Source organism: Pseudorhizobium marinum (assembly GCF_000705355.1).
In the GTDB taxonomy this organism is placed as follows: Bacteria; Pseudomonadota; Alphaproteobacteria; order Rhizobiales; family Rhizobiaceae; genus Neorhizobium; species Neorhizobium pelagicum.
This window is the reverse complement of the sequence record NZ_JMQK01000008.1, coordinates 55,741-75,096: the sequence shown is the minus strand read 5'-3', so window position 1 is coordinate 75,096 and position 19,356 is coordinate 55,741. Positions and strand designations below refer to the sequence as shown.

Below are 19,356 nucleotides of genomic sequence, written 5' to 3'. Positions count from 1 at the left end.
GTCGCTACGGAACCTGTTTCTTTTTGTGGCCGCGAATAGCGCGTTCGCAACGTGAAGGACAAGAAAATGGTCGAAAAGGTACCGATGACGCAGAATGGCTTTAACCAGCTGCACGAGGAGTTGCGCTGGCGCCAGCAGGAGGAGCGTCCCCGTATCATCGAGGCGATCGCCGAAGCGCGAGCCCATGGCGACCTTTCCGAGAACGCGGAATATCATGCTGCCAAGGAAGCGCAGAGCCACAACGAAGGCCGCATCAGCGAGCTGGAGGATCTGACGGCACGGGCGGAAGTCATCGACCTGTCGAAGATGTCCGGCGACAAGGTCAAGTTCGGCGCGACCGTCAAGCTCATTGACGAAGACACCGACGAGGAGAAGGTCTACCAGATCGTCGGTGACCAGGAGGCCGACGTGAAGGCCGGTCGCATCTCCGTCTCGTCCCCGATCGCCCGCGCCATGATCGGCAAGGAAGTCGGCGACTCGATCGAGGTCAACGCGCCGGGCGGCTCCAAGGCCTACGAGATCCTTGCCCTCACCTGGGGCTGAAGGGCTGAGCCCCTTGGCCTCTCTCCGCGACATCACGGTGATCGCGCCGCATTTCAAGCGGCGGCTTTCCGGCGTGACGTCGACGGTCGTGCAACTGGTGCCTGAACAGGTGCGACAGGGCCGCGGTATCGCGACCCTGGGGCCAGGCCTGCCGGATGACCTGCCAAGGATGTGGTGGTCGCAGCTGCCGCAGCTCTGGCAGCGCCCGACCGGGCACCGCTGGCGGGTCTGGCATGCGCGCCGCAACAACGAAATGCTGGTCGGCCTGCTGTTGAAGGCCGTGCTGCGCATGCCGTTGCAGCTGCTCTTCACCTCCGCCGCCCAGCGCAGCCACAGCAGCTATACGAAATGGCTGCTGCGCAACATGGATGCCGTGGTTGCCACCAGCGAGCGCTCCGGCTCCTTCCTGGAAGTTCCCCATACGGTGATCCGTCACGGGGTCGATCTCGACGTCTTCCATCCGCCACGCGGCGATGAGGATCGTCTTTCCGAGACAAATCTGCCCGGAACACATCTGGTTGGCTGTTTCGGGCGGGTCCGCCACCAGAAGGGAACCGACCTTTTCGTCAAGGCCATGATCGAGCTTCTGCCGCGATACCCCGACTGGACGGCGGTGGTCTGCGGCCGGGTCACGGCCGAGCATCAGGCGTTCGGCGATGCATTGAAGGCAGCCGTCGAGACGGCCGGCCTGTCCGACCGCATCCTCTTTCTCGGCGAGGTCGACGACATCAAGCCGTGGTACCGGCGCCTGGATCTCTACGTCGCGCCCTCCCGCAACGAAGGCTTCGGCCTTACCCCGCTTGAGGCCATGGCCTCGCGCACGGCTGTGGTTGCAAGCGACGCCGGCGCCTATGCCGAGCAGATCGTGAGCGGCAGCACGGGCGCAGTGGTCCCCGCCGGAGCATACGAGCCGCTTCGCGACGCCATTGCGGACTATCTGGCAGACCCAGATCTGGCACAAGCGCATGGCGAAGCCGGGTTGAGGCATGTCGCGCAAGATTTCGCACTGGCGCGCGAGGCGGAGGCCTTGGATAAGGTCTATGCTGGCCTTCTGTCGGCACGCCGGGGCGCCAAATGAAAAAAGTCGAATTCATCGGGCACAGCAAGCATTTCACCAGCATCCGCAAGGCCTCCGATGGCGGCGTCCTGCTGATTCCGCTCGAACTCTCCAGGATTGTCCGCGAACTCGTCGAGCGCAAAGGATGGTTGGGGCTTGCGGCAGCGGCTTTCGGCAGGAACAGGACGGTCGATCTGCAGCCGCTCGTGGAGCACAATCTCTTGCGCCGCCGCATCCGGATCGGCTGGCTCTACGGCAATCCTCTGGCGGCTGCGATCTACCGCGCGGTGGCAAGCGCCCGGGCCCGCATTTCCGCCGCACTCATCACCTGCTATTTCGACGACCATCCCGAGGCACGCGCCCTGGTATTCAATGGCTTCCTGATGCCGGATGCGCTGACACTGGCCGTCAGCCAGGCCTTGGGGCGTGAGCGGCTGGTGATCGAACTCGGCTTTTTTCCCGGCACGCTTCAGTACGACAGCCAGGGTATCAACTACGACAGCACCCTGCCCCGCGACCCGGCATTCTACCGGATGGTGGAGACGAGGATCGGCGCGGAACTGCCCACTGCGCTGGTCCGGCGCGCTTCCAAGCAGAAGCAGGCGGAGGCCATCAGCCTGCCCCCCTCCTATATCTTCGTGCCGTTTCAGGTCCCGAGCGACATGCAGGTGCTGGTCCACTCACCCTGGATCAAGAACATGGTGCAGTTCTATCAGGTCATTGCGCGGTTGGCTGACCGGCGGCCCGAGACGACCTTCGTCATCAAGGAGCATCCAAGCTTCCCGCTGTCGATCCGCGACCAGGTCGAGGCGCATGAGCGGATCCTTTTCGCCAACCACAACGAAACGCGCAGCCTCATCGAGGGCGCCGATGCCGTCGTCGTCATGAATTCGACCGTGGGTCTGGAGAGCCTCTTCCTTCAGAAGAAGGTCATCACGCTCGGCAATGCGCCCTATGACGTCGATGGCCTCGTGCTTCAGGCGGAAGATGACGACGCGCTGCTGTCCGCTTTCGACAGATTGGATGACTGGGAGCCGGACGCCGCTCTCAGGGAAACGTTCTTGCGCTACGTCTACAACGTCTTTCTGCTCAAGGGGGACATGAACAACGCCGATCCCGCGATGGTCGCCGCCGTGCGCAGTCGCGCCCAGGGGACGGATCAGCATGGCCTTCTCCTGAAGGAATTCGCCGAGCGCCCGACGGTCTGAAATGGCCGTGGGCGGAAGACGGCGACCGCTTCCTAGACCTCTACCAGTCCCAGCCGCTTCACCTGCCGAATCGTCAGCATGGTTCGCACCGTGTCGACGTGCTCGTCGGCCGTCAGCACCTCGATGACGAAATTCTGGAAGATGCTGAGATTTTCCGCCGTGCAGCGCAACAGGAAGTCGCTGTCGCCGGAGACCATCCAGGCCTCCCGCACGATCGGCCACGTCTGCGCCCGCGCCGCAAAGGATTTCAGGTCCGTATCGGACTGCCGCTTCAGGCCGATCATGCAGAAGGCGACGAGATCGAAGCCGAGCTTCGGCCCGTTGAGCAGCGCATGATAGCCCTCGATGATCCCGGCTTCTTCGAGCTTGCGCACGCGGCGCAGGCAGGGCGGCGCAGAGATGCCGACCCGCTCTGCGAGTTCGACGTTCGTCATGCGCCCGTCCTGCTGCAGTTCCCGCAGAATTTTGATGTCTATGGCGTCCAGATCGGCGCGAAGCACGGTCTTCCCCTTCAATTTTCCGAACCTATTAGCCAAAAGCGGGTTGAACGCAAGCAGACCGGGCAGCCTATTCACGGCCTCGCAGCAACTGTTCTGTTGTTAATGCAAGGCTGCCCTTGATGTAACGCATGGATCACTCTTAAATGCTGCGACAAAAGCGGTGGATCGCGACCCTGCTTCCTATATGTGTGGGCGCACCCGCACTGCGATCAGCTGCCGAAAGGAAGGCCATGTCTGCCCGTCACACCGAAGTCCTCATCATTGGCTCTGGCCCCGCCGGATATACCGCTGCCGTCTATGCCGCGCGCGCCATGTTGCGCCCCGTCCTCATCGCCGGCATGGAACAGGGTGGCCAGCTGATGATCACCACGGATGTCGAGAATTACCCCGGCTTTGCCGACCCCATCCAGGGGCCCTGGCTGATGGAGCAGATGCTCAAGCAGGCGACGCATGTCGGCGCCGAGATCGTCAACGACATCGTCACCGAGGTCGACATGTCCGGCCGCCCCTTCACGGTGCGCACCGATTCCGGTGCCGTCTGGAGTGCCGATACCCTGATCATCGCCACGGGTGCCAAGGCCAAGTGGCTCGGCATCGAGAGCGAGCAGCACTTCCAGGGCTTCGGCGTCTCCGCCTGCGCGACCTGCGACGGCTTCTTCTATCGCAACAAGGACGTGATCGTCGTCGGCGGCGGCAATTCCGCCGTCGAGGAGGCGCTCTACCTCTCCAACATCGCCAGGACCGTCACGGTGGTTCACCGCCGCGACAGCTTCCGCTCGGAGAAGATCCTGCAGGAACGCCTTTTCCAGCGCCACAATGTCAAGGTGATGTGGAACACGGAGATTGCGGAAATCGTCGGCGAACCGGCTAAGCCGCCGATGCCTCCCTCGGTCAACGGCGTGCGCCTGCGCGACACCCGCACCGGCATCGTCAGCGACCAGGCGATCGACGGCGTCTTCGTCGCGATCGGCCACGCGCCTGCGACCGAACTCTTCAAGGACACGCTCAAGATGAAGCCGAACGGCTATCTCTGGACTGCCCCCGATTCCACCGCCACCAGCGTTCCGGGCGTATTTGCCGCGGGCGACGTCACCGACGACAGCTTCCGCCAGGCCATTACGGCTGCCGGCCTCGGCTGCATGGCGGCACTCGAGGCTGAGCGATATCTGGCTGGCATTCAGCCCGTCGCTCAAGCCGCGGAATAGTGTGAAGCATGGGTGTACCTCTCGACTGGGACAAATTGCGGATCTTTCACGCGGCGGCGGAAGCGGGATCGTTCACCCATGCCGCAGACAAGCTGCATCTGTCCCAGTCGGCCATCAGCCGGCAGGTGAGCGCGCTGGAGCAGGACGTCGGCGTCAAGCTCTTCCACCGCCACGCCCGCGGCCTGATCCTGACGGAACAGGGGGAACTGCTCTACCGCACCGCCCATGACGTGCTGCTGAAGCTCGAAACGGTCAAGGTGCAGCTCACCGAGACCACCGACAAGCCCTCCGGCAAGCTCCGGGTCACGACCACCGTCGGCCTCGGCCAGGGCTGGCTGACGGACAAGGTGCAGGAGTTTCTGCAACTCTACCCGGACATGTCGATCCAGCTGCTGCTCGACAACGAGGAACTCGACGTCAACATGCGCCATGCCGACTGCGCCATCCGGCTGCGTCAGCCGCAGCAGTCCGACCTCATCCAGCGCAAGCTCTTCACCGTCCACATGCACGTCTATGCCGCGCCCTCCTACATCAGCCGCTTCGGGGAGCCGCAGACGATCGAGGATCTGGACGACCACAAGATCATCACCTTCGGAGAGCCGGCGCCCAACTACCTGCTGGACGTGAACTGGCTCGAGACAGCCGGCCGCTCCTCCGACAATCCCCGCAATCCGCACCTGCAGATCAACAGCCAGACGTCGATCAAGCGTGCCTGCCTGCTGGGAATCGGTATCGCGGTGCTCCCCGACTACATCGTCGGGCGCGATCCCGGACTGATTCAGCTCCCGCTGGCCGCCGACATCCCCTCCTTCGACACCTATTTCTGCTACCCGGACGAGATGAAGAACGCCGCCAAGCTGAAGGTCTTCCGCGATTTCGTAGTGTCGAAGGCAAGAAACTGGAGTTTCTGATCGGTTTTGAGGCACTTCGCCCAGGCCTGCGCAGCCTGCATGGCTGTCCTGCACATTTATGCATTGTTCACTGCACAAATAACGACCATATCGCACTCAGTTGATGCACACGGTGGCTTTCCTCCCAGTTCCACCGCATCAGCTGTTCCCCTCTGGAGGTTTTTGACCTTCATACCTATAGGGCCCCGAAGCAATTCGGTGGCCCTTTTTTTTGCCCGTTGTTCGCCCGCTGTCTTGTCCGGTCCCGATCAACTTCCCATATTACTGTCAGCTGGCATCCGCGACCCGCAGTTGCTGCTACCAGCTGTTCCCCTCTGGAGGTTTTGAACCTTCACATCTCAGGGCCAGGAGAAATCCGGGCCCTATTTTTTTGGCCTCTGCATTGGGGGCGCGTCTTTAAATCGATAAATCTCGATCTATATATCGGGAATGAACGATTTTGTGCCGATGAACAAGAACGAGGTCCTCAAGGCGCTGTCGCATCCCGCCCGGGTAGAGTTCCTCGAGTGGATGCGTGAGCCGGAAGCGCATTTTTCATCCCAGGCCCACCCGCTGGATATGGGTATCTGTGCCAATCAGTTCGAAAAGCGCTGCGGGCTCTCGCAGTCGACTGTTTCCGCCCATCTCGCGACGCTTGAGAAGGCTGGTCTTGTTGAGATCAACCGCGTTGGCCAGTGGTCGTTCTATCGCCGCAACGAGACGGCGATCAAAATGTTTCTCGATGAGCTGAAAAACACGCTCTGACCACCTCACCTCCCTCTCCCGCAGTCCTCCCAACACCCAAGGATATTTCCGATGACCACACTTTTTGATCCGATGAAGATCGGCGACATTGACGTCGCTAACCGGCTGGCGATGGCTCCCCTGACGCGCAATCGTTCGCCTCGGGCGATCCCCAATGATCTCAACGTCACCTACTACGAGCAGCGCGCCACGGCTGGCCTGATCATCACGGAAGGCACGCCCATCACCCAGCAGGGCCAGGGCTATGCCGACGTTCCGGGCCTTTACCTGCAGCAGGCCGTCGACGGCTGGAAGAAGGTCACCGACGCGGTTCATGCCAAGGGCGGCAAGATCGTGACGCAGATCTGGCATGTCGGTCGCGTCTCGCATGTCTCGCTGCAGCCGAACGGCGCAGCCCCGGTCGCGCCCTCGGCTATCCCGGCGGGCGGCAAGACCTACATCATCAATGCGGACGGCAGCGGCGAATTCGTCGAGACCTCCGCTCCCCGCGCCCTTGAGGCATCCGAAATTCCAGGCATCGTCGATGACTTCCGCAAGGCTGCCCGTGCCGCCGTGGACGCCGGCTTCGATGGCATCGAAATCCATGCTGCCAATGGCTACCTGATCGACCAGTTCCTGAAGACCGGCGCCAACCAGCGCACCGACGACTACGGCGGCTCGATCGAAAATCGTGCCCGCTTCCTGCTCGAAGTGGTCGATGCCGTAGCGGACGAGATCGGCGCTGGCCGCACCGGCATCCGCCTCTCGCCGACCACCCCCGCCAACGGCATTTCCGACGAAGACCCCCAGGCCGTCTTCGACTACGTCGCAACACAGCTGGCGACGCGCGACCTCTCCTTCATCCACGTCATCGAGGGTGCAACGGGCGGCGACCGCAGTTTCCAGTATGAGGGCACCAGCTTCGACTACGATGCCTTCAAGGCGACCTATCGCAACGCCGGCGGCAAGGCGGGCTGGATGGTCAACAACGGCTATGACCGCGAAGCTGCCATGCAGGCGGTGGAAAGCGGCCGCGCCGACATGGTCTCCTTCGGACGCCTGTTCATCGCCAACCCGGATCTGGTCGAGCGCTTCGAGTCCGGTGCGGCCCTCAACGACCCGGACGGCAGCACCTTCTATGGTGGCGGCGCCAAGGGCTACACCGACTATCCGGCGCTCGACGCCGCAGCCTGATGATTCGAGGGGCGCCACAAGGCGCCCCTTACATCTTCATTCGGACCATGCTCCTTTTGCGAGGAGAACCGCTGCCACCGTGATGGCAACGGCATTGGCCGGATGCAGTGCCTGCAGAAATCCCCATCCCTCGCCTGCGATGACGAAGACGAACTGCAGGATATAGAGCCCGAGCAGCAGCGTCGTGAGGAGCCGGTGCCGGCGAAGCTGCGGGGACAGCCAGGCCACCAGCAGCAATGCGATGATCGGCACACCCATGGCACCGCCGACCGCGCCGTGAACCGCCCAGAGAGAGCCGTCCGAGAAGATGGCGAGCCCTGCCAGGTAGACCTGGACCAGGATCAGCACAGGCAGCGCCAGGGCGAAGAGACGAAAGGCGGATCCGGCTAAACCGGTCTTTGCCGCTGCGGATCTCATGCCGCTCTCCCCGTGTCGCTCTGCGTCGCAGGTCCGTAAGGACTGACGTCCGCATCCAGGCACTCGAGATCCTTCAACGTGGCGAGCATGGCAAGGTCGAGCGACGTGCGTGGCTCGTCGCCGAGAAAGGCGACAAGCTTGTCATTGGTCATCCGCACCGGCGTGCGCCAGAGATAGCGCATCTCACCGAGCTCCCGAAACATAGGCACGAAAGGCGCAGCGAGACGCAGCAGCCACCATGGAAAGGGCTTGGCCGGGATCCGGCGCCCCAGAACGCGCTCGATCGCATGTCTCATCTGCTGCCCGTCATGGTCCCAGACGCCCTCCATGTGGAAGACTGCAAACGGCGGCAGGTCGCGGGAGCGATCCACCAGCCGCAGCATGGTTTCGGCAACATCGGGCAGGTAGGCCCATTGGTGCCCTACCCCACGGCTGCCGGGATTGCCGAACGAGGCGACCGGTTTTCCCGGCTTGATCACGCCCTGCGAGAACCAGTTGTTGCCGGCGCCGGGGCCAAAAAAGTCTCCGGCCCTTACGATCAGGACCGGAACGCCTTCCATCGCGGCAGCCTGCAGGCGTCGCTCCATCTCGACGCGGATCTTTCCTTTCCGGGTCAGGGCATTTTGGGGGCTCTCTTCCGTGACAACCGGAAAGACATCCGGCCCGTAATTGTAGACGGTACCCGGCAGAAGGATCCGGGCGCCGACCGCTCTTGCAGCCGAAATGGTGTTCTCCAGCATCGGCAGCACCAGCTTTTCCCAGTCGCGGTATCCGGGCGGATTGACGCCGTGCACGATGAGGTCCGCGCCTTCCGCGGCACGAAGCACATCCTCGGCATTGAGCGCGTCGCCGACATGCCACTGAAATCGAGGATCGAGCTCGCGACCGCCAGTCGTGCCACGGCTCAGGGCCCGCACGGTCCACCCTCGGGCAGCAAGCCCTCGGGCGACGTGGCCACCAATTCCACCCGTGGCTCCAAGGACAAGGGCCCTGCGGGCTGGGACTATTTCGTTGTTCATGGCAATCTCCATCGGTTGATGGCTGGATTGTCGGGCATGCCAGAGATATATGGAATTGGCAACATAGGCAGAGAAGCTATTCAAAAATGAATACCATCAGCTGGGACCTTTACCGCACCTTCCTGGCCGTCCTCCGGACCGGCTCCCTGTCGGCGGGGGCGCGCGATCTGGGTCTGACGCAGCCGACGGCCGGGCGGCATGTGGAGGCCTTGGAACGGGCCTTGGGCTATCCGCTCTTCACGCGATCACAACAGGGCCTGCGTCCGACCGATGCGGCTCTCTCCCTGCAGCCCTATGCGGAAACGCTCGCGTCGACGGCGGCCGCCATGGAGCGGCACGCGACCGGCGCCTCGGGCGATATCAGTGGCGTCGTGCGCATCAGTGCCAGCGACGTCATCGGCATCGAAGTCCTGCCGCCGATCCTCGCGGCGCTGCAGGACGAGCATCCGCATCTGACCATCGAATTGTCGCTTTCGGACGCGGTGGAGGATCTGCTGCGGCGCGACGCGGATATCGCCATTCGCATGACCAATCCTGCCCAGGAAGCGCTCGTGGCGCAAAGGATAGGCAACGTTCCGATCGGCCTTCATGCCCATCGGCGCTACCTTGATCGGTACGGCATGCCGCTTTCCCCAGCCGACCTGAAAGGCCACCGCTTCATCGGTTTCGACCGGAAAACGGCGTTCATCAGGGCAATGGAAGTCCGCTTTCAGGCGATGATGCCGACATTTCCGGCCCTCGACGAGCTGAACTGGAGCTACAGGATCGACAGCAACGTTGCCCAACTGGCAGCCATCCGGGCCGGCGTAGGTATCGGGTTCTGCCAGACGGGCGTTGCGCGAAGAGACCCGGATCTCGTCCGGATCCTTCCCGACGTCTTCGAACTGCCGCTGGAGACATGGGTCGTCATGCACGAGAACCTGAGAGGCGGTCTCCGGTGGCGCAAGACCTTCGATGCCCTGGTGCAGGGCCTGCGTGACTACGCGCGGGAGACCCGGCCTCAGGACTGACGGCGGCCGGACGGCTCGTCGTTCTCGTCGTCCACCACCTCGGCTTCCGGACGGTCGCCGCCGTCGCTGTATTCCGTATGCCAGACGCCCTTCGCGTCCTGCCAGCTGATTTCTTCTGGCTCACCGCCCACCTGCTGCTCGGCCGCAACGATCCGTGCCGCCTGGAGGGCATCGGAGTGAGACGCGAATGTCTCGGAGTAGACGTCGCCGAGTCGATAGGCCCAGCCACCGTCGTGCTCGACGATCTGGTACGTCACCTTGGTCATGTTTTCCCTCCTGTGATCAAAAACCTTTGCGCCGGTGGAATGACCGGCTCGAAGGTGATGGAAAAGCGCAGTCTGCACCTCATGGTTCCAAACGGAAGGCAAAATCCGCAAACGAACTGCACTTCCTCCGATCGGAGCCCGCGCCACTGGACGGGGCGTGAAACCGCATGTTCGGCGTTACATCTGCAATAAACTATTCTTGAAGGGCCCGTGTGCAGCCATCCACCCCGCTCGCCCTAGATCACCCTTAGCGCGGCCCGATCGGTGACAGCCGCAAGGCGGCACCTTTGCCGCAAGTGCCAACAAGGGAGTGACCACCTATGAACCGACTGATCCTTCTCCTCTCCGGGACCATGCTGTCTGCCACGCTGGCCGTCGTGCCGGCACATTCCCAGCAAAGCGGGGCTGAGCCCGGCGCCCCCGTGGAGACCGCGCCACCCAATGCGCCCGACCAGCAGCCGGCCTTCAAGGAACAGACCCGGGCACCGCAACCGCCGGAAATGCCGGAGATCGCCACGGAGGTCGTTGCCGATGGCCTTCCGCATCTCTGGGCCATGGAGTTCCTGCCGGATGGCCGGATGCTGGTCACCGCCAAGCAGGGCGCCATGCACATCATTTCCGAAGAAGGCGAGGCAGGACCGGAGATCGAAGGTGTCCCCGAAGTCCTCAGCGCCGGCCAGGGTGGCCTCCTCGATGTGGCGCTCGGTCCGGATTTCGAGACGTCCGGCATGATCTACTTCTCCTTCGCCGAAGAGCGAGAGGACGGCAACGGCACCTCCGTGGCCTCCGCCAAGCTTGTGACCAATGACGATGGCGGCGGCAGCCTGGAAAACGTCGAGGTCATCTTCCGCCAGACGCCAAGCTATGACGGCAACAAGCATTTCGGCTCCCGCCTCGTCTTCAGCCCGGAGGGTAACCTTTACGTCACCGTCGGCGAACGCTCGGATCCGGAACCACGCGTCCAGGCCCAGGACATCACAAGCGGCTTGGGCAAGGTCTTCCGGATCACGGCGGAAGGCGAGCCTGTCGAGGGCAACCCCTTTATCGGCCAGGAAGGTCTTCCAGAAATCTGGAGCCTCGGCCACCGCAACGTGCAATCGGCAGCACTTGACGGCGAAGGCCGCTTCTGGCTCGTGGAGCACGGTCCGCGCGGCGGCGACGAGCTGAACAGGCCCGAAGCCGGCAAGAACTACGGCTGGCCGGAAGTCACATACGGGGTGGAATACAGCGGCAGCCCCGTGGGCGACGGTGTGACCGAGATGGCCGAGACCGAACAGCCGGTCTATTATTGGGACCCGGTGATCGCCCCCTCCGGCATGGCTTACTACGATGGCGATGCCATTCCGGAATGGCAGGGAGCCTTCATCGTTGGTGGTCTTGTGACGCAGGGCCTCGTAATCATTCACATGGAGGACGACCGCGTCCAGTACGAGGAGCGCGTTCCGATGGATGCCCGCATCCGCGACGTCAAGGTCGGTCCGGACGGTGCCGTCTATGCTGTCACGGAACAGCGCGGCGGCGGCGAATCCACCATCGTACGGATCACCAAGGAAGACTGATCGCTCTGTTGACGCTCCGGTCTTCACGGCTCCGTGACGATCGGAACTGACGGCACCATCTCCAGTTGGGGCACTGCACCAACTGGAGACACCCTATGAGCAACAATGAAATCAACCCGTCGCGACGTCTCGTCCTGGGAGGCCTGTCGACCGGCGTCGCCGTCGCTGCGCTGGCGGGAACCGCACGCGCGCAGTCGGCGGCACCAGCTGCGGCGGCGCCACAGCCGTTGCAGGATCCGACGACAAAATATCCGCAGCCTCCCTTTCCCCGTCAGTCCCAGGAATGGCCCGGTCTGACGAGCCGGATGGAGCCGAGGCCCGACCATGGCGAGGAAAGCTACAAGGGATCGGGCCGTCTCGCCGGCCGGAAGGCATTGATCACCGGCGGCGATTCCGGCATCGGTCGCGCTGCAGCGATTGCCTATGCACGCGAAGGCGCAGATGTCGCAATCGGCTATCTGGAGCAGGAAGAGCCGGATGCGCAGGAAGTGCTCGAGCTGATCAGAGCCGAAGGCCGGAAGGCAGTCGCCTTGCCGGGCGATATCCGCGACGAGGCATTTTGCCAGCAGCTCGTCGCCGATGCGGTGGAGCAGCTCGGCGGCCTCGACATCCTGGTCAACAATGCGGCCAGGCAGCAGTCGGCCGCCTCGCTCGCCGACATCTCCACACAGCAGCTCGACGACACGCTCAAGACCAATGTCTATGCGATGTTCTGGATCACCAAGGCTGCGCTGTCCCACCTGCAGCCCGGCTCCACGATCATCAACACCACCTCTGTCGTCGCCTATAGCCCGCCCGAGAACCTCCTCGACTACTCGGCGACAAAGGCGGCGATCGAGAACTTCACCAAGGGGTTGGCGAAACAGGTTGCGTCGAAAGGCATCCGCGTCAATGGCGTGGCGCCGGGACCGTTCTGGACACCGCTGCAGCCGAGCGGCGGCCAGCCGACCGATGCCCTCGTCGAATTCGGCTCGGACACGCCGCTGGGGCGTCCGGGGCAGCCCGCGGAACTGGCCGGGGTCTATGTCCTGCTGGCATCGCCGGAATCCAGCTACTCGACCGGCCAGATCTTCGGGGCGACCGGCGGAAACGGTGGCCCCTGATCCAGCCAATACCCACTTTGCAACAAAAAAAGCCCGCCGGTTGGCGGGCTTTCTTGTAATGCGAGGCGAGCTTAGCGGCAGCTGGCGCAGAAGCGCTGGATGCGCTTGCAGGCTTCCTCGAGCTGTTCCTCCGAGGTCGCATAGGAAATGCGGAAGTTCGGACCGAGACCGAAGGCGGAGCCGTGAACGACGGCAACGCCTTCCGCTTCCAGAAGCTCGGACACGAAGTCCTCGTCGGTTTCGATGACCTTGCCCGACGGTGCGGTCTTGCCGATCAGTCCGGCGCAGGACGGATAGACGTAGAAGGCACCTTCCGGAGTCGGGCACTTGATGCCCGTCGCCTGGTTCAGCATCGACACGACCAGATCGCGGCGGCCTTCGAAGATCGCCTTGTTCTTCGCGACGAAGTCCTGCGGGCCGTTCAAGGCCTCGACGGCCGCCCACTGGGCGATCGAGCAGGCGCCCGATGTCTGCTGGCCCTGGATCATGTCCATGGCCTTGATCAGTTCCAGCGGACCGGCCGCATAGCCGATGCGCCAGCCGGTCATCGCATAGGCCTTGGAGACGCCGTTCATCGTCAGCGTGCGGTCGTAAAGCTTCGGCTCCACTTCCACCGGCGTCGCAAACTTGAAGTCGCCGAAGGTCAGGTGCTCGTACATGTCGTCCGTCAGGATCCAAACGTGCGGATGCTTCAGGAGCACATCCGTCAGCGCCTTGAGCTCGTCATGGCTGTAGGCCGCGCCGGACGGGTTGGACGGCGAGTTGAACAGGAACCACTTCGTCTTCGGCGTTATGGCGGCCTCGAGATCGGCGGCCGTCAGCTTGAAGTTGTTCTCCTGCGTCGTCTTCACGAACACGGGCGTGCCGCCGCAAAGCGCCACCATTTCCGGGTAGGACACCCAGTAGGGTGCGGGAATGACGACTTCATCCCCTGCGTTCATCGTCGCCATGAAGGCGTTGAAAAGAATCTGCTTTCCACCGGTGCCGACGATCGTCTGCTCCGGCTTGTAGTCGAGACCGTTCTCGCGCTTGAACTTTTCCGAGATTGCCTTGCGCAGCTCGGGAATGCCGGACACCGGCGTATACTTTGTCTCGCCGCGATTGATCGCATCGATCGCCGCCTTCTTCACGTTGTCCGGCGTATCGAAATCCGGCTCGCCGGCCCCCAGACCGATCACGTCGCGACCCTGCGCTTTGAGTTCGCGGGCTTTCTGTGAGACGGCGATGGTGGCGGAAGGCTTTACGCGGGAAAGTGCGTCGGCGAGAAAGGCCATGATCTGGGTCCTGAAAGGTCTGTTGAACAAGGCGGAACCGCGCGCCGATATCCGCCGACAGGTTGTATGTCGAATGTGACACGGGGTTTCAAGCCGAAAGCGCAAGCGGTTGCTCCCGGCCGGACTTTCGCGATGCAACTGCGCCACGTTTCCAGGCAAACATCGGCGATGATCGCCGCTGCCTCAAATCTGCCCTTCTTGCACTGCCTCCTAGTCGCCGTGACTGACCGAGCTGGAGACGGATGATGTTCATCGACGACCAGAAGAAGACAAATCGGCTGGGGCTGCTCAGGTCGCCCTTTCCGCTCGCTTTTCTTGCGCTGATCGGCTGTGCCGTGATGCTGCTGGTCCTGATCGGACGTCCGTCGGTGCCGACGATCGCCGCGTCGCCCTTCCCCTCCACCACCGTTCTGCATGCCGCCACCCTCTTTGCCGACCAGCGGCTGATGTTCTTCATGCTCCTTGGCGGCTTCGTGCTCATGGCCGGTGGCTGCTTCGTGCTGTCGCGACGAAGCTTTCGCGACACCGTGAAGGCGGAACTGAAGCGCACGAAGTAAGATCCTCCCAAACGCGAAGCCATGCGGCGCCCTTGCCGGCGCCGGGCGGCGCTGATAGTTCGTGCGGCTTCCCTTGAGGCCTGCCAAGGCCGTTTCCGCACATAGGTCCGGCCCATATGACCCGTCTCCAGGCAAACCTCGTCCTTTTGCTGGCCGCTGCGATCTGGGGCGGCGGCTTCGTCGCGCAATCGACGGCCATGGCAAAGATCGGCCCCTTCTGGTTCGTCGGGCTTCGCTTTGCGATCGCCGCGATCGCCGTCCTGCCATTCGCCCTGATGGAAGCGCGCAAATCGGCGAGACCGGTCACCACCGGGGAATGGCTCTCGTTTGCAACCGTGGGAATGGCACTCTTCGGCGGGGCGATCACCCAGCAGGTCGGACTGCTGACGACGACGGTCACGAATTCGAGCTTCCTGACCGGGCTCTACGTCGTCTTCGTGCCGGTGATATCGGTGATTGCACTGCGCCGCTACCCGCACTGGATCATCTGGCCGGGTGCAGGCCTGTCGCTCACCGGCATCTTCCTGCTGAGCGGTGGCCAGCTCGGCAACCTGACGCAGGGCGACCTCCTCAGCATCGTCTGCGCCTTCTTCTGGGGCATCCAGATCATCCTGGCGGGCCTCTTCGTCACGACGACCGGGCGACCGCTGGCGCTCTCCTTGACCCAGTTCGCCGTCTGCTCCCTTTGCTGCCTGGTCATAGCCCCCTTCGTGGAGCCCATCAGCATTGAGGCGATCCTCTCGGCCGGACGCGAGATCCTGTATGTCGGTGTGATTTCCTCCGGTCTCGCCTTCGTGCTGCAGGTCATCGGCCAGCGCTATACCACTGCACCGCAGGCGGCGATCTTCCTGTCCAGCGAGGCTCTTTTCGGCGGGTTGCTCGGAGCGCTGCTGCTGGGGGAAATACTTCCACCCGCAGGTTATCTCGGATGCGCCATCATCTTTTCGGCCATGATCATGGTGGAGATCGTCCCGGAACTGAGCCGGCGAAGGTCTTCGCTCCCGAAGACCTAGAGAACGGGCCCGGATTTCTAGCCCAATGCGACAGCGGGCGTCAGCCCACCAGTCTAGTCTCGGCAACTACTTCCTGGCGCAAAGGAATGCCGGCTCACTTTCTCCAAATGCCTGCATCACTGCAGATTCGCGTTGCTTCGGATCAAGACCTGCTGAGTCGCGCAAGCCGTGCGCAAAACTTTTTCTTGCCAAACTCCTGCAAACACAGCACTCTGTCTGCGTTCGGGCAATTTACGAGCATGGGAAGACCTATAATGATGCGCTCCGAAGGCGTCAAAACTTCGGGCGGCGTTTGCGAAGGGCGGACTTCGATCTTCCTGAGCGACATGCCGCGGTAACCACAGGGACCCTTTCTTAAAGCTGCCTGCCACCCGCCCCTCGGGGCGTTATTCTGATGCTGTCCGACGCTGAACACGGACGGAGAGAAAAGGACCTGCTGCATGGCCGAAACTGGCACTGTAAAATTCTTCAACACCGACAAGGGCTTCGGTTTCATTAAGCCAGATAATGGCGGCGCCGATATCTTTGTGCACATCTCTGCCGTACAGGCCTCCGGCCTGGCGGGACTCTCAGAAAACCAGAAAGTAAGCTTCGACACGGAACCGGATCGTCGTGGCAAGGGCCCCAAGGCCGTCAACTTGCAGATCTCCGGCTAAGCCGGAAGGCTTGATCATTCGAGTTGAAGCCCGGCAGTCATGCCGGGTTTTTTTATGCGTTCTCGATGCCCTGCAGAAAGGGGTTGGTCCTGCGCTCCTCGCCGATCCGACCGCCCGGCCCATGGCCGCAGAGGAAGCCGACCTCGTCGCCCAGCGGCAGCACCTTGTCGCGGATCGATCGCAGCAGCGTGGCGTGATCGCCGCCCGGCAGGTCGGTGCGTCCGATGGAGCCGTTGAACAGCACATCGCCCAGATGCGCAAAATTCTGTTGCCGGTTGAAAAAGATCACATGGCCCGGCGCGTGCCCCGGGCAGTGGAAGACCTCGAAGACATGCTCGTCGAAGGACACCCGATCCCCGTCCTTCAGGTAGCGGTCCGGCACGACATTTCGGACAGCCATGGCGACGCCGAACATCTGCGCCTGCGCTTCCAGCCCCTGCAGAAGTGGCAGATCGTCCTGATGCGGACCGATGACGGGAATGCCGAGCGCTTCCCTCAGCTCGTCTGCGCCGCCGGCATGATCGATATGACCATGCGTCAGCCAGATCTCCTTGATGGTGAGACCGTTCTGGGAAATCACGTCGAGGATCTTGGCGACATCGCCGCCCGGATCCACCACAACGCCGTTCTTCGTCTCCTCATCGAAGAGAATCGTGCAGTTCTGCTGGAAGGGGGTCACCGGAACGATACCGGCCTGTAGTCTGCCCATGCTCAACTCCCGAGTTGTCGGGCGGACCTATAGCGGCATCATACCGCCGACACAAACTAGTTGAGCGCAGCGTAGCTGGATTCTGCGGCAACCGGTGGCGCCATAGAGACTGTCGTCAGCAGGAATGCCGCGACCAGAACTTTTGCAGCGAGAACCGCGATGAACACCGGTCGCAGCGGATGTGCAGGCTGGCTGGAGTACGAAAAGGTGGTGTCGGTGGAGGTCGATAGATCGGCCATGATTTTTTTCCTGTCTGTTTGGCGATGGCAACGGCCTCGACCGGCATTTGGTTCCTCTCGAAGCTGCGCGTTCACACCACCGCAGCGCCTGTGGCCAGAGCGCCACACTCGAGCGGCACCGCCGGCACCCGGAGGAACGAGAGTGCGATCGGGACGTTGCCGCTGCAGTTGAACCCCAGGAGACGAAAATGAACCATTTCCTCAGAGCACTGCTGGCCGGTAGCGCCGTTGCGCTTCTTGCCCTCCCTGCCCAGGCGCAGATGAGCACTGTCACGGCCTCCGACATCACCGTCCGGTCCGGCCCGGGCGACGAATACCCGGAGGTCGGCCTTGCCACGCGCGGCAGCGCGGCCGTGATGGACGGCTGCATCGCCGGCAGCAGCTGGTGCCGCATTGACGTCAACGGCATGCGTGGCTGGGTATTTGCCGAATATCTGACCATCGAGCGCGATGGCGCTCCCGTGGTCGTCGAAGAGTACCGCACGCAGTACGACGTGCCGGTCGTGACCTATGAGGCGACGGGCGCCGTTCCGGCAGCATCTCCCGCACCGGGCGATCTGCTTCTCGGTCCGGTCGAGGATGTCGTGGTCGTGGAGCCGCCGGAAACGGTCAACACCTACATCCAGCAGAACCGTTCCCAGGCTGTCTACGTCCAGAACGACGTGGTCGTTGGAGCCTCGCTGCCGGCTGGCATCGTCATTCAGGAAGTCCCGGATTACGACTACGATTACGTGGTCGTGAACGACACCCCCGTTCTGGTCGATCCGCAGACCCGCCGCATCGTCCATATCTACGACTGAAAAATCGGCGGAGCCGCAATCGCGGCTCCGCCTCCCCTCCGCTATCCCTCCCGCTGACGATTGCGGTTGATTGTTGCTGCCGTTCGCGCTTTATCGGTGCACGACGGATCACAGCAGGAGCCTTCCGCAGGGGCTCAGGTGGAAAGGACAGGGTGTGTCGCGGGCACCGGCAGCAAGAGCAGTGAAGAAAAATCCTCCGGCCATGCCGGCAGTTGACGAGGCGCAGATCGATTTCGAGATGATCGAACTGCTGTTCTTCGCCTACCGCGACTTCGTCTCCGATCCCGATGCCATTCTTGCGACGATCGAAATGGGCCGGGCGCACCATCGCGTCGTCTACTTCGTCTCCCGCCACCCGGGCATGATGGTGACGGATTTGCTGGACATTCTGAAGATCACCAAGCAAAGCCTTGCCCGCGTGCTCAAACAACTCATCGAAATGGGTTATATTCGCCAGATGGCCGGCGCCAAGGACCGACGCCAGCGGCGTCTTTACCCGACGCTCGCCGGCCGCGAACTGGCCCTGGCCCTGTCGGAGCCGCAGTCACGCCGCATCACCCGAGCTATGGAGGCCCTGCCTCCCGAGGGGCGCACGGCCGTGGCGAATTTTTTACGGGAGATGCGGGGTCGTGACCCCAATCTTCCTGTCCTTGAAAGCGAGTTGGAGTGATGACACCACTTCTGTCCGATGATGCCCCTCACCTCCTTGTCGTGGACGACGACACCCGTATCCGCGACCTCCTGAACCGATACCTCACCGAGCAAGGCTTTCGCATCACGGTCGCTGCCGACGCGGCCGATGCGCGAAGAAAGCTGGCAGGGGTCCAGTTCGACCTGATCATCCTCGACGTCATGATGCCCGGCGAATCGGGAATCTCGCTGACGGAAGCGCTTCACCGGGACAAGACCACGCCCGTCATTCTGCTGACGGCGAGAGCCGAAGCGGATTCGCGCATCGCGGGGCTGGAGGCCGGTGCCGACGATTATCTGTCGAAGCCCTTCGATCCACGCGAACTGGTGCTACGAATCAACAATATTCTCAGGCGCAACGCTTCCCCCGATGCACCGAAGATCGAACAGGTCATGTTCGGCCCCTATACATTCTCCATCCTGCGCAAGGAACTGCGCAGGGCGGCAGAGCCGATCCGGCTGACGGATCGCGAACAGGAAATCATGCTGCTGTTTGCGCTGAGGGCCGGCGATACCATACCGCGTCACGAACTGATCGGCGGCGACGCCGACGTGGGCGAGCGGACGATCGACGTCCAGATCAATCGTCTGAGACGCAAGATAGAGGACGACCCCGCAAACCCGATCTATCTGCAGACGGTGCGGGGCATCGGCTACCGGCTGAGCATCGATTGACGACGGCAGGATGGCCAACAGGAGCGAC

Annotated in this window: 23 protein-coding genes; 16 read left to right on the top strand and 7 right to left on the bottom strand. The window is 62.6% G+C overall.

Annotated features, from left to right (window positions below; translation table 11 throughout):
• Positions 1-66: 66 nt before the first annotated feature.
• The 3 genes from greA to EO99_RS0111270 are packed head-to-tail and all read left to right on the top strand — an operon-like array spanning position 67 to position 2,808.
• Positions 67-543 carry a transcription elongation factor GreA gene (greA, locus tag EO99_RS0111280; RefSeq protein WP_029618745.1) on the top strand — a complete coding sequence of 159 codons (477 nt, stop codon included), beginning with the start codon at positions 67-69 and terminating at the stop codon, positions 541-543.
• Between the two features lie 13 nt (positions 544-556).
• Entirely contained in the window at positions 557-1,621 is a 1,065-nt protein-coding gene (locus tag EO99_RS0111275) for a glycosyltransferase family 4 protein (protein ID WP_029618744.1), read from the top strand.
• The gene (locus EO99_RS0111270) at positions 1,618-2,808 is read left to right on the top strand and encodes a capsular polysaccharide export protein, LipB/KpsS family (protein WP_051679808.1); all 1,191 of its coding nucleotides are present in this window, start codon (positions 1,618-1,620) and stop codon (positions 2,806-2,808) included. The genes EO99_RS0111275 and EO99_RS0111270 overlap by 4 nt, the downstream gene beginning before the upstream one ends.
• A 32-nt stretch (positions 2,809-2,840) precedes the next feature.
• Here the strand turns inward: EO99_RS0111270 and EO99_RS0111265 are convergent, their stop codons facing one another.
• The gene (locus EO99_RS0111265) at positions 2,841-3,308 is read right to left on the bottom strand and encodes an Lrp/AsnC family transcriptional regulator (protein WP_029618742.1); all 468 of its coding nucleotides are present in this window, start codon (positions 3,306-3,308) and stop codon (positions 2,841-2,843) included.
• 230 nt (positions 3,309-3,538) lie between these two features.
• Here EO99_RS0111265 and trxB point away from each other — a divergent pair, with 230 nt between their 5' ends.
• The 4 genes from trxB to EO99_RS0111245 all read left to right on the top strand — a co-directional run bounded on the left by trxB (position 3,539) and on the right by EO99_RS0111245 (position 7,341).
• Positions 3,539-4,513 (top strand): thioredoxin-disulfide reductase, encoded by a 975-nt coding sequence (trxB, locus tag EO99_RS0111260; protein ID WP_029618741.1) that lies wholly within the window; start codon positions 3,539-3,541, stop codon positions 4,511-4,513.
• 8 nt (positions 4,514-4,521) lie between these two features.
• The gene (locus EO99_RS0111255; protein WP_029618740.1) at positions 4,522-5,424 is read left to right on the top strand and encodes a LysR family transcriptional regulator VtlR; all 903 of its coding nucleotides are present in this window, start codon (positions 4,522-4,524) and stop codon (positions 5,422-5,424) included.
• 447 nt (positions 5,425-5,871) lie between these two features.
• Complete coding sequence (locus EO99_RS0111250) at positions 5,872-6,168, top strand: ArsR/SmtB family transcription factor (protein ID WP_029618739.1); 297 nt, start codon at positions 5,872-5,874, stop codon at positions 6,166-6,168.
• A 51-nt stretch (positions 6,169-6,219) separates the two neighbouring features.
• Positions 6,220-7,341, top strand: coding sequence for an alkene reductase (locus tag EO99_RS0111245; protein WP_029618738.1), 1,122 nt, complete (start codon positions 6,220-6,222; stop codon positions 7,339-7,341).
• Positions 7,342-7,377: 36 nt separating this feature from the next.
• Here the strand turns inward: EO99_RS0111245 and EO99_RS0111240 are convergent, their stop codons facing one another.
• Both EO99_RS0111240 and EO99_RS0111235 read right to left on the bottom strand, forming a co-directional pair.
• Complete coding sequence (locus EO99_RS0111240; protein ID WP_051679807.1) at positions 7,378-7,758, bottom strand: DUF6220 domain-containing protein; 381 nt, start codon at positions 7,756-7,758, stop codon at positions 7,378-7,380.
• Positions 7,755-8,777, bottom strand: coding sequence for an NAD-dependent epimerase/dehydratase family protein (locus tag EO99_RS0111235; protein WP_081852040.1), 1,023 nt, complete (start codon positions 8,775-8,777; stop codon positions 7,755-7,757). Before EO99_RS0111235 ends, EO99_RS0111240 begins: the two co-directional genes overlap by 4 nt.
• A gap of 86 nt (positions 8,778-8,863) precedes the next feature.
• Between EO99_RS0111235 and EO99_RS0111230 the strand changes: the two genes are divergently transcribed.
• The gene (locus tag EO99_RS0111230) at positions 8,864-9,787 is read left to right on the top strand and encodes a LysR family transcriptional regulator (protein WP_029618735.1); all 924 of its coding nucleotides are present in this window, start codon (positions 8,864-8,866) and stop codon (positions 9,785-9,787) included.
• Here EO99_RS0111230 and EO99_RS0111225 read toward each other — a convergent pair.
• Entirely contained in the window at positions 9,778-10,053 is a 276-nt protein-coding gene (locus EO99_RS0111225) for a DUF2188 domain-containing protein (RefSeq protein WP_029618734.1), read from the bottom strand. The genes EO99_RS0111230 and EO99_RS0111225 overlap by 10 nt on opposite strands.
• 320 nt (positions 10,054-10,373) lie before the next feature.
• Here EO99_RS0111225 and EO99_RS0111220 point away from each other — a divergent pair, with 320 nt between their 5' ends.
• Entirely contained in the window at positions 10,374-11,612 is a 1,239-nt protein-coding gene (locus EO99_RS0111220) for a PQQ-dependent sugar dehydrogenase (protein ID WP_029618733.1), read from the top strand.
• A 95-nt stretch (positions 11,613-11,707) separates the two neighbouring features.
• Entirely contained in the window at positions 11,708-12,715 is a 1,008-nt protein-coding gene (locus tag EO99_RS0111215; protein WP_029618732.1) for an SDR family oxidoreductase, read from the top strand.
• Positions 12,716-12,786: 71 nt separating this feature from the next.
• On the opposite strand, the gene EO99_RS0111210 is transcribed toward EO99_RS0111215, so the two are convergent.
• Positions 12,787-13,989 carry a pyridoxal phosphate-dependent aminotransferase gene (locus EO99_RS0111210; RefSeq protein ID WP_029618731.1) on the bottom strand — a complete coding sequence of 401 codons (1,203 nt, stop codon included), beginning with the start codon at positions 13,987-13,989 and terminating at the stop codon, positions 12,787-12,789.
• 245 nt (positions 13,990-14,234) lie between these two features.
• Here EO99_RS0111210 and EO99_RS0111205 point away from each other — a divergent pair, with 245 nt between their 5' ends.
• The 3 genes from EO99_RS0111205 to EO99_RS0111195 all read left to right on the top strand — a co-directional run bounded on the left by EO99_RS0111205 (position 14,235) and on the right by EO99_RS0111195 (position 16,215).
• Positions 14,235-14,546, top strand: a complete 312-nt coding sequence (locus EO99_RS0111205; RefSeq protein ID WP_029618730.1) for a hypothetical protein — start codon at positions 14,235-14,237, stop codon at positions 14,544-14,546.
• A gap of 116 nt (positions 14,547-14,662) precedes the next feature.
• Positions 14,663-15,559, top strand: coding sequence for a DMT family transporter (locus EO99_RS0111200; RefSeq protein WP_029618729.1), 897 nt, complete (start codon positions 14,663-14,665; stop codon positions 15,557-15,559).
• 440 nt (positions 15,560-15,999) lie between these two features.
• Positions 16,000-16,215, top strand: a complete 216-nt coding sequence (locus EO99_RS0111195; protein WP_029618728.1) for a cold-shock protein — start codon at positions 16,000-16,002, stop codon at positions 16,213-16,215.
• A gap of 52 nt (positions 16,216-16,267) precedes the next feature.
• Here EO99_RS0111195 and EO99_RS0111190 read toward each other — a convergent pair whose 3' ends face one another.
• Together EO99_RS0111190 and EO99_RS0111185 are read right to left on the bottom strand one after the other, a co-directional pair.
• Positions 16,268-16,924: an MBL fold metallo-hydrolase gene (locus EO99_RS0111190; protein WP_029618727.1), complete on the bottom strand. Its 657-nt coding sequence runs from the start codon at positions 16,922-16,924 to the stop codon at positions 16,268-16,270.
• A 56-nt stretch (positions 16,925-16,980) separates the two neighbouring features.
• The gene (locus tag EO99_RS0111185) at positions 16,981-17,163 is read right to left on the bottom strand and encodes a hypothetical protein (RefSeq protein ID WP_029618726.1); all 183 of its coding nucleotides are present in this window, start codon (positions 17,161-17,163) and stop codon (positions 16,981-16,983) included.
• A gap of 188 nt (positions 17,164-17,351) precedes the next feature.
• On the opposite strand from EO99_RS0111185, the gene EO99_RS0111180 reads away from it, so the two are divergent.
• The 3 genes from EO99_RS0111180 to EO99_RS0111170 all read left to right on the top strand — a co-directional run bounded on the left by EO99_RS0111180 (position 17,352) and on the right by EO99_RS0111170 (position 19,328).
• Positions 17,352-17,963, top strand: a complete 612-nt coding sequence (locus tag EO99_RS0111180) for a DUF1236 domain-containing protein (protein WP_029618725.1) — start codon at positions 17,352-17,354, stop codon at positions 17,961-17,963.
• Positions 17,964-18,165: 202 nt separating this feature from the next.
• The gene (locus EO99_RS0111175; RefSeq protein ID WP_081852031.1) at positions 18,166-18,633 is read left to right on the top strand and encodes a MarR family winged helix-turn-helix transcriptional regulator; all 468 of its coding nucleotides are present in this window, start codon (positions 18,166-18,168) and stop codon (positions 18,631-18,633) included.
• Positions 18,633-19,328 carry a response regulator gene (locus EO99_RS0111170; protein ID WP_029618723.1) on the top strand — a complete coding sequence of 232 codons (696 nt, stop codon included), beginning with the start codon at positions 18,633-18,635 and terminating at the stop codon, positions 19,326-19,328. The genes EO99_RS0111175 and EO99_RS0111170 overlap by 1 nt, the downstream gene beginning before the upstream one ends.
• The last annotated feature ends 28 nt before the right edge of the window (positions 19,329-19,356 follow it).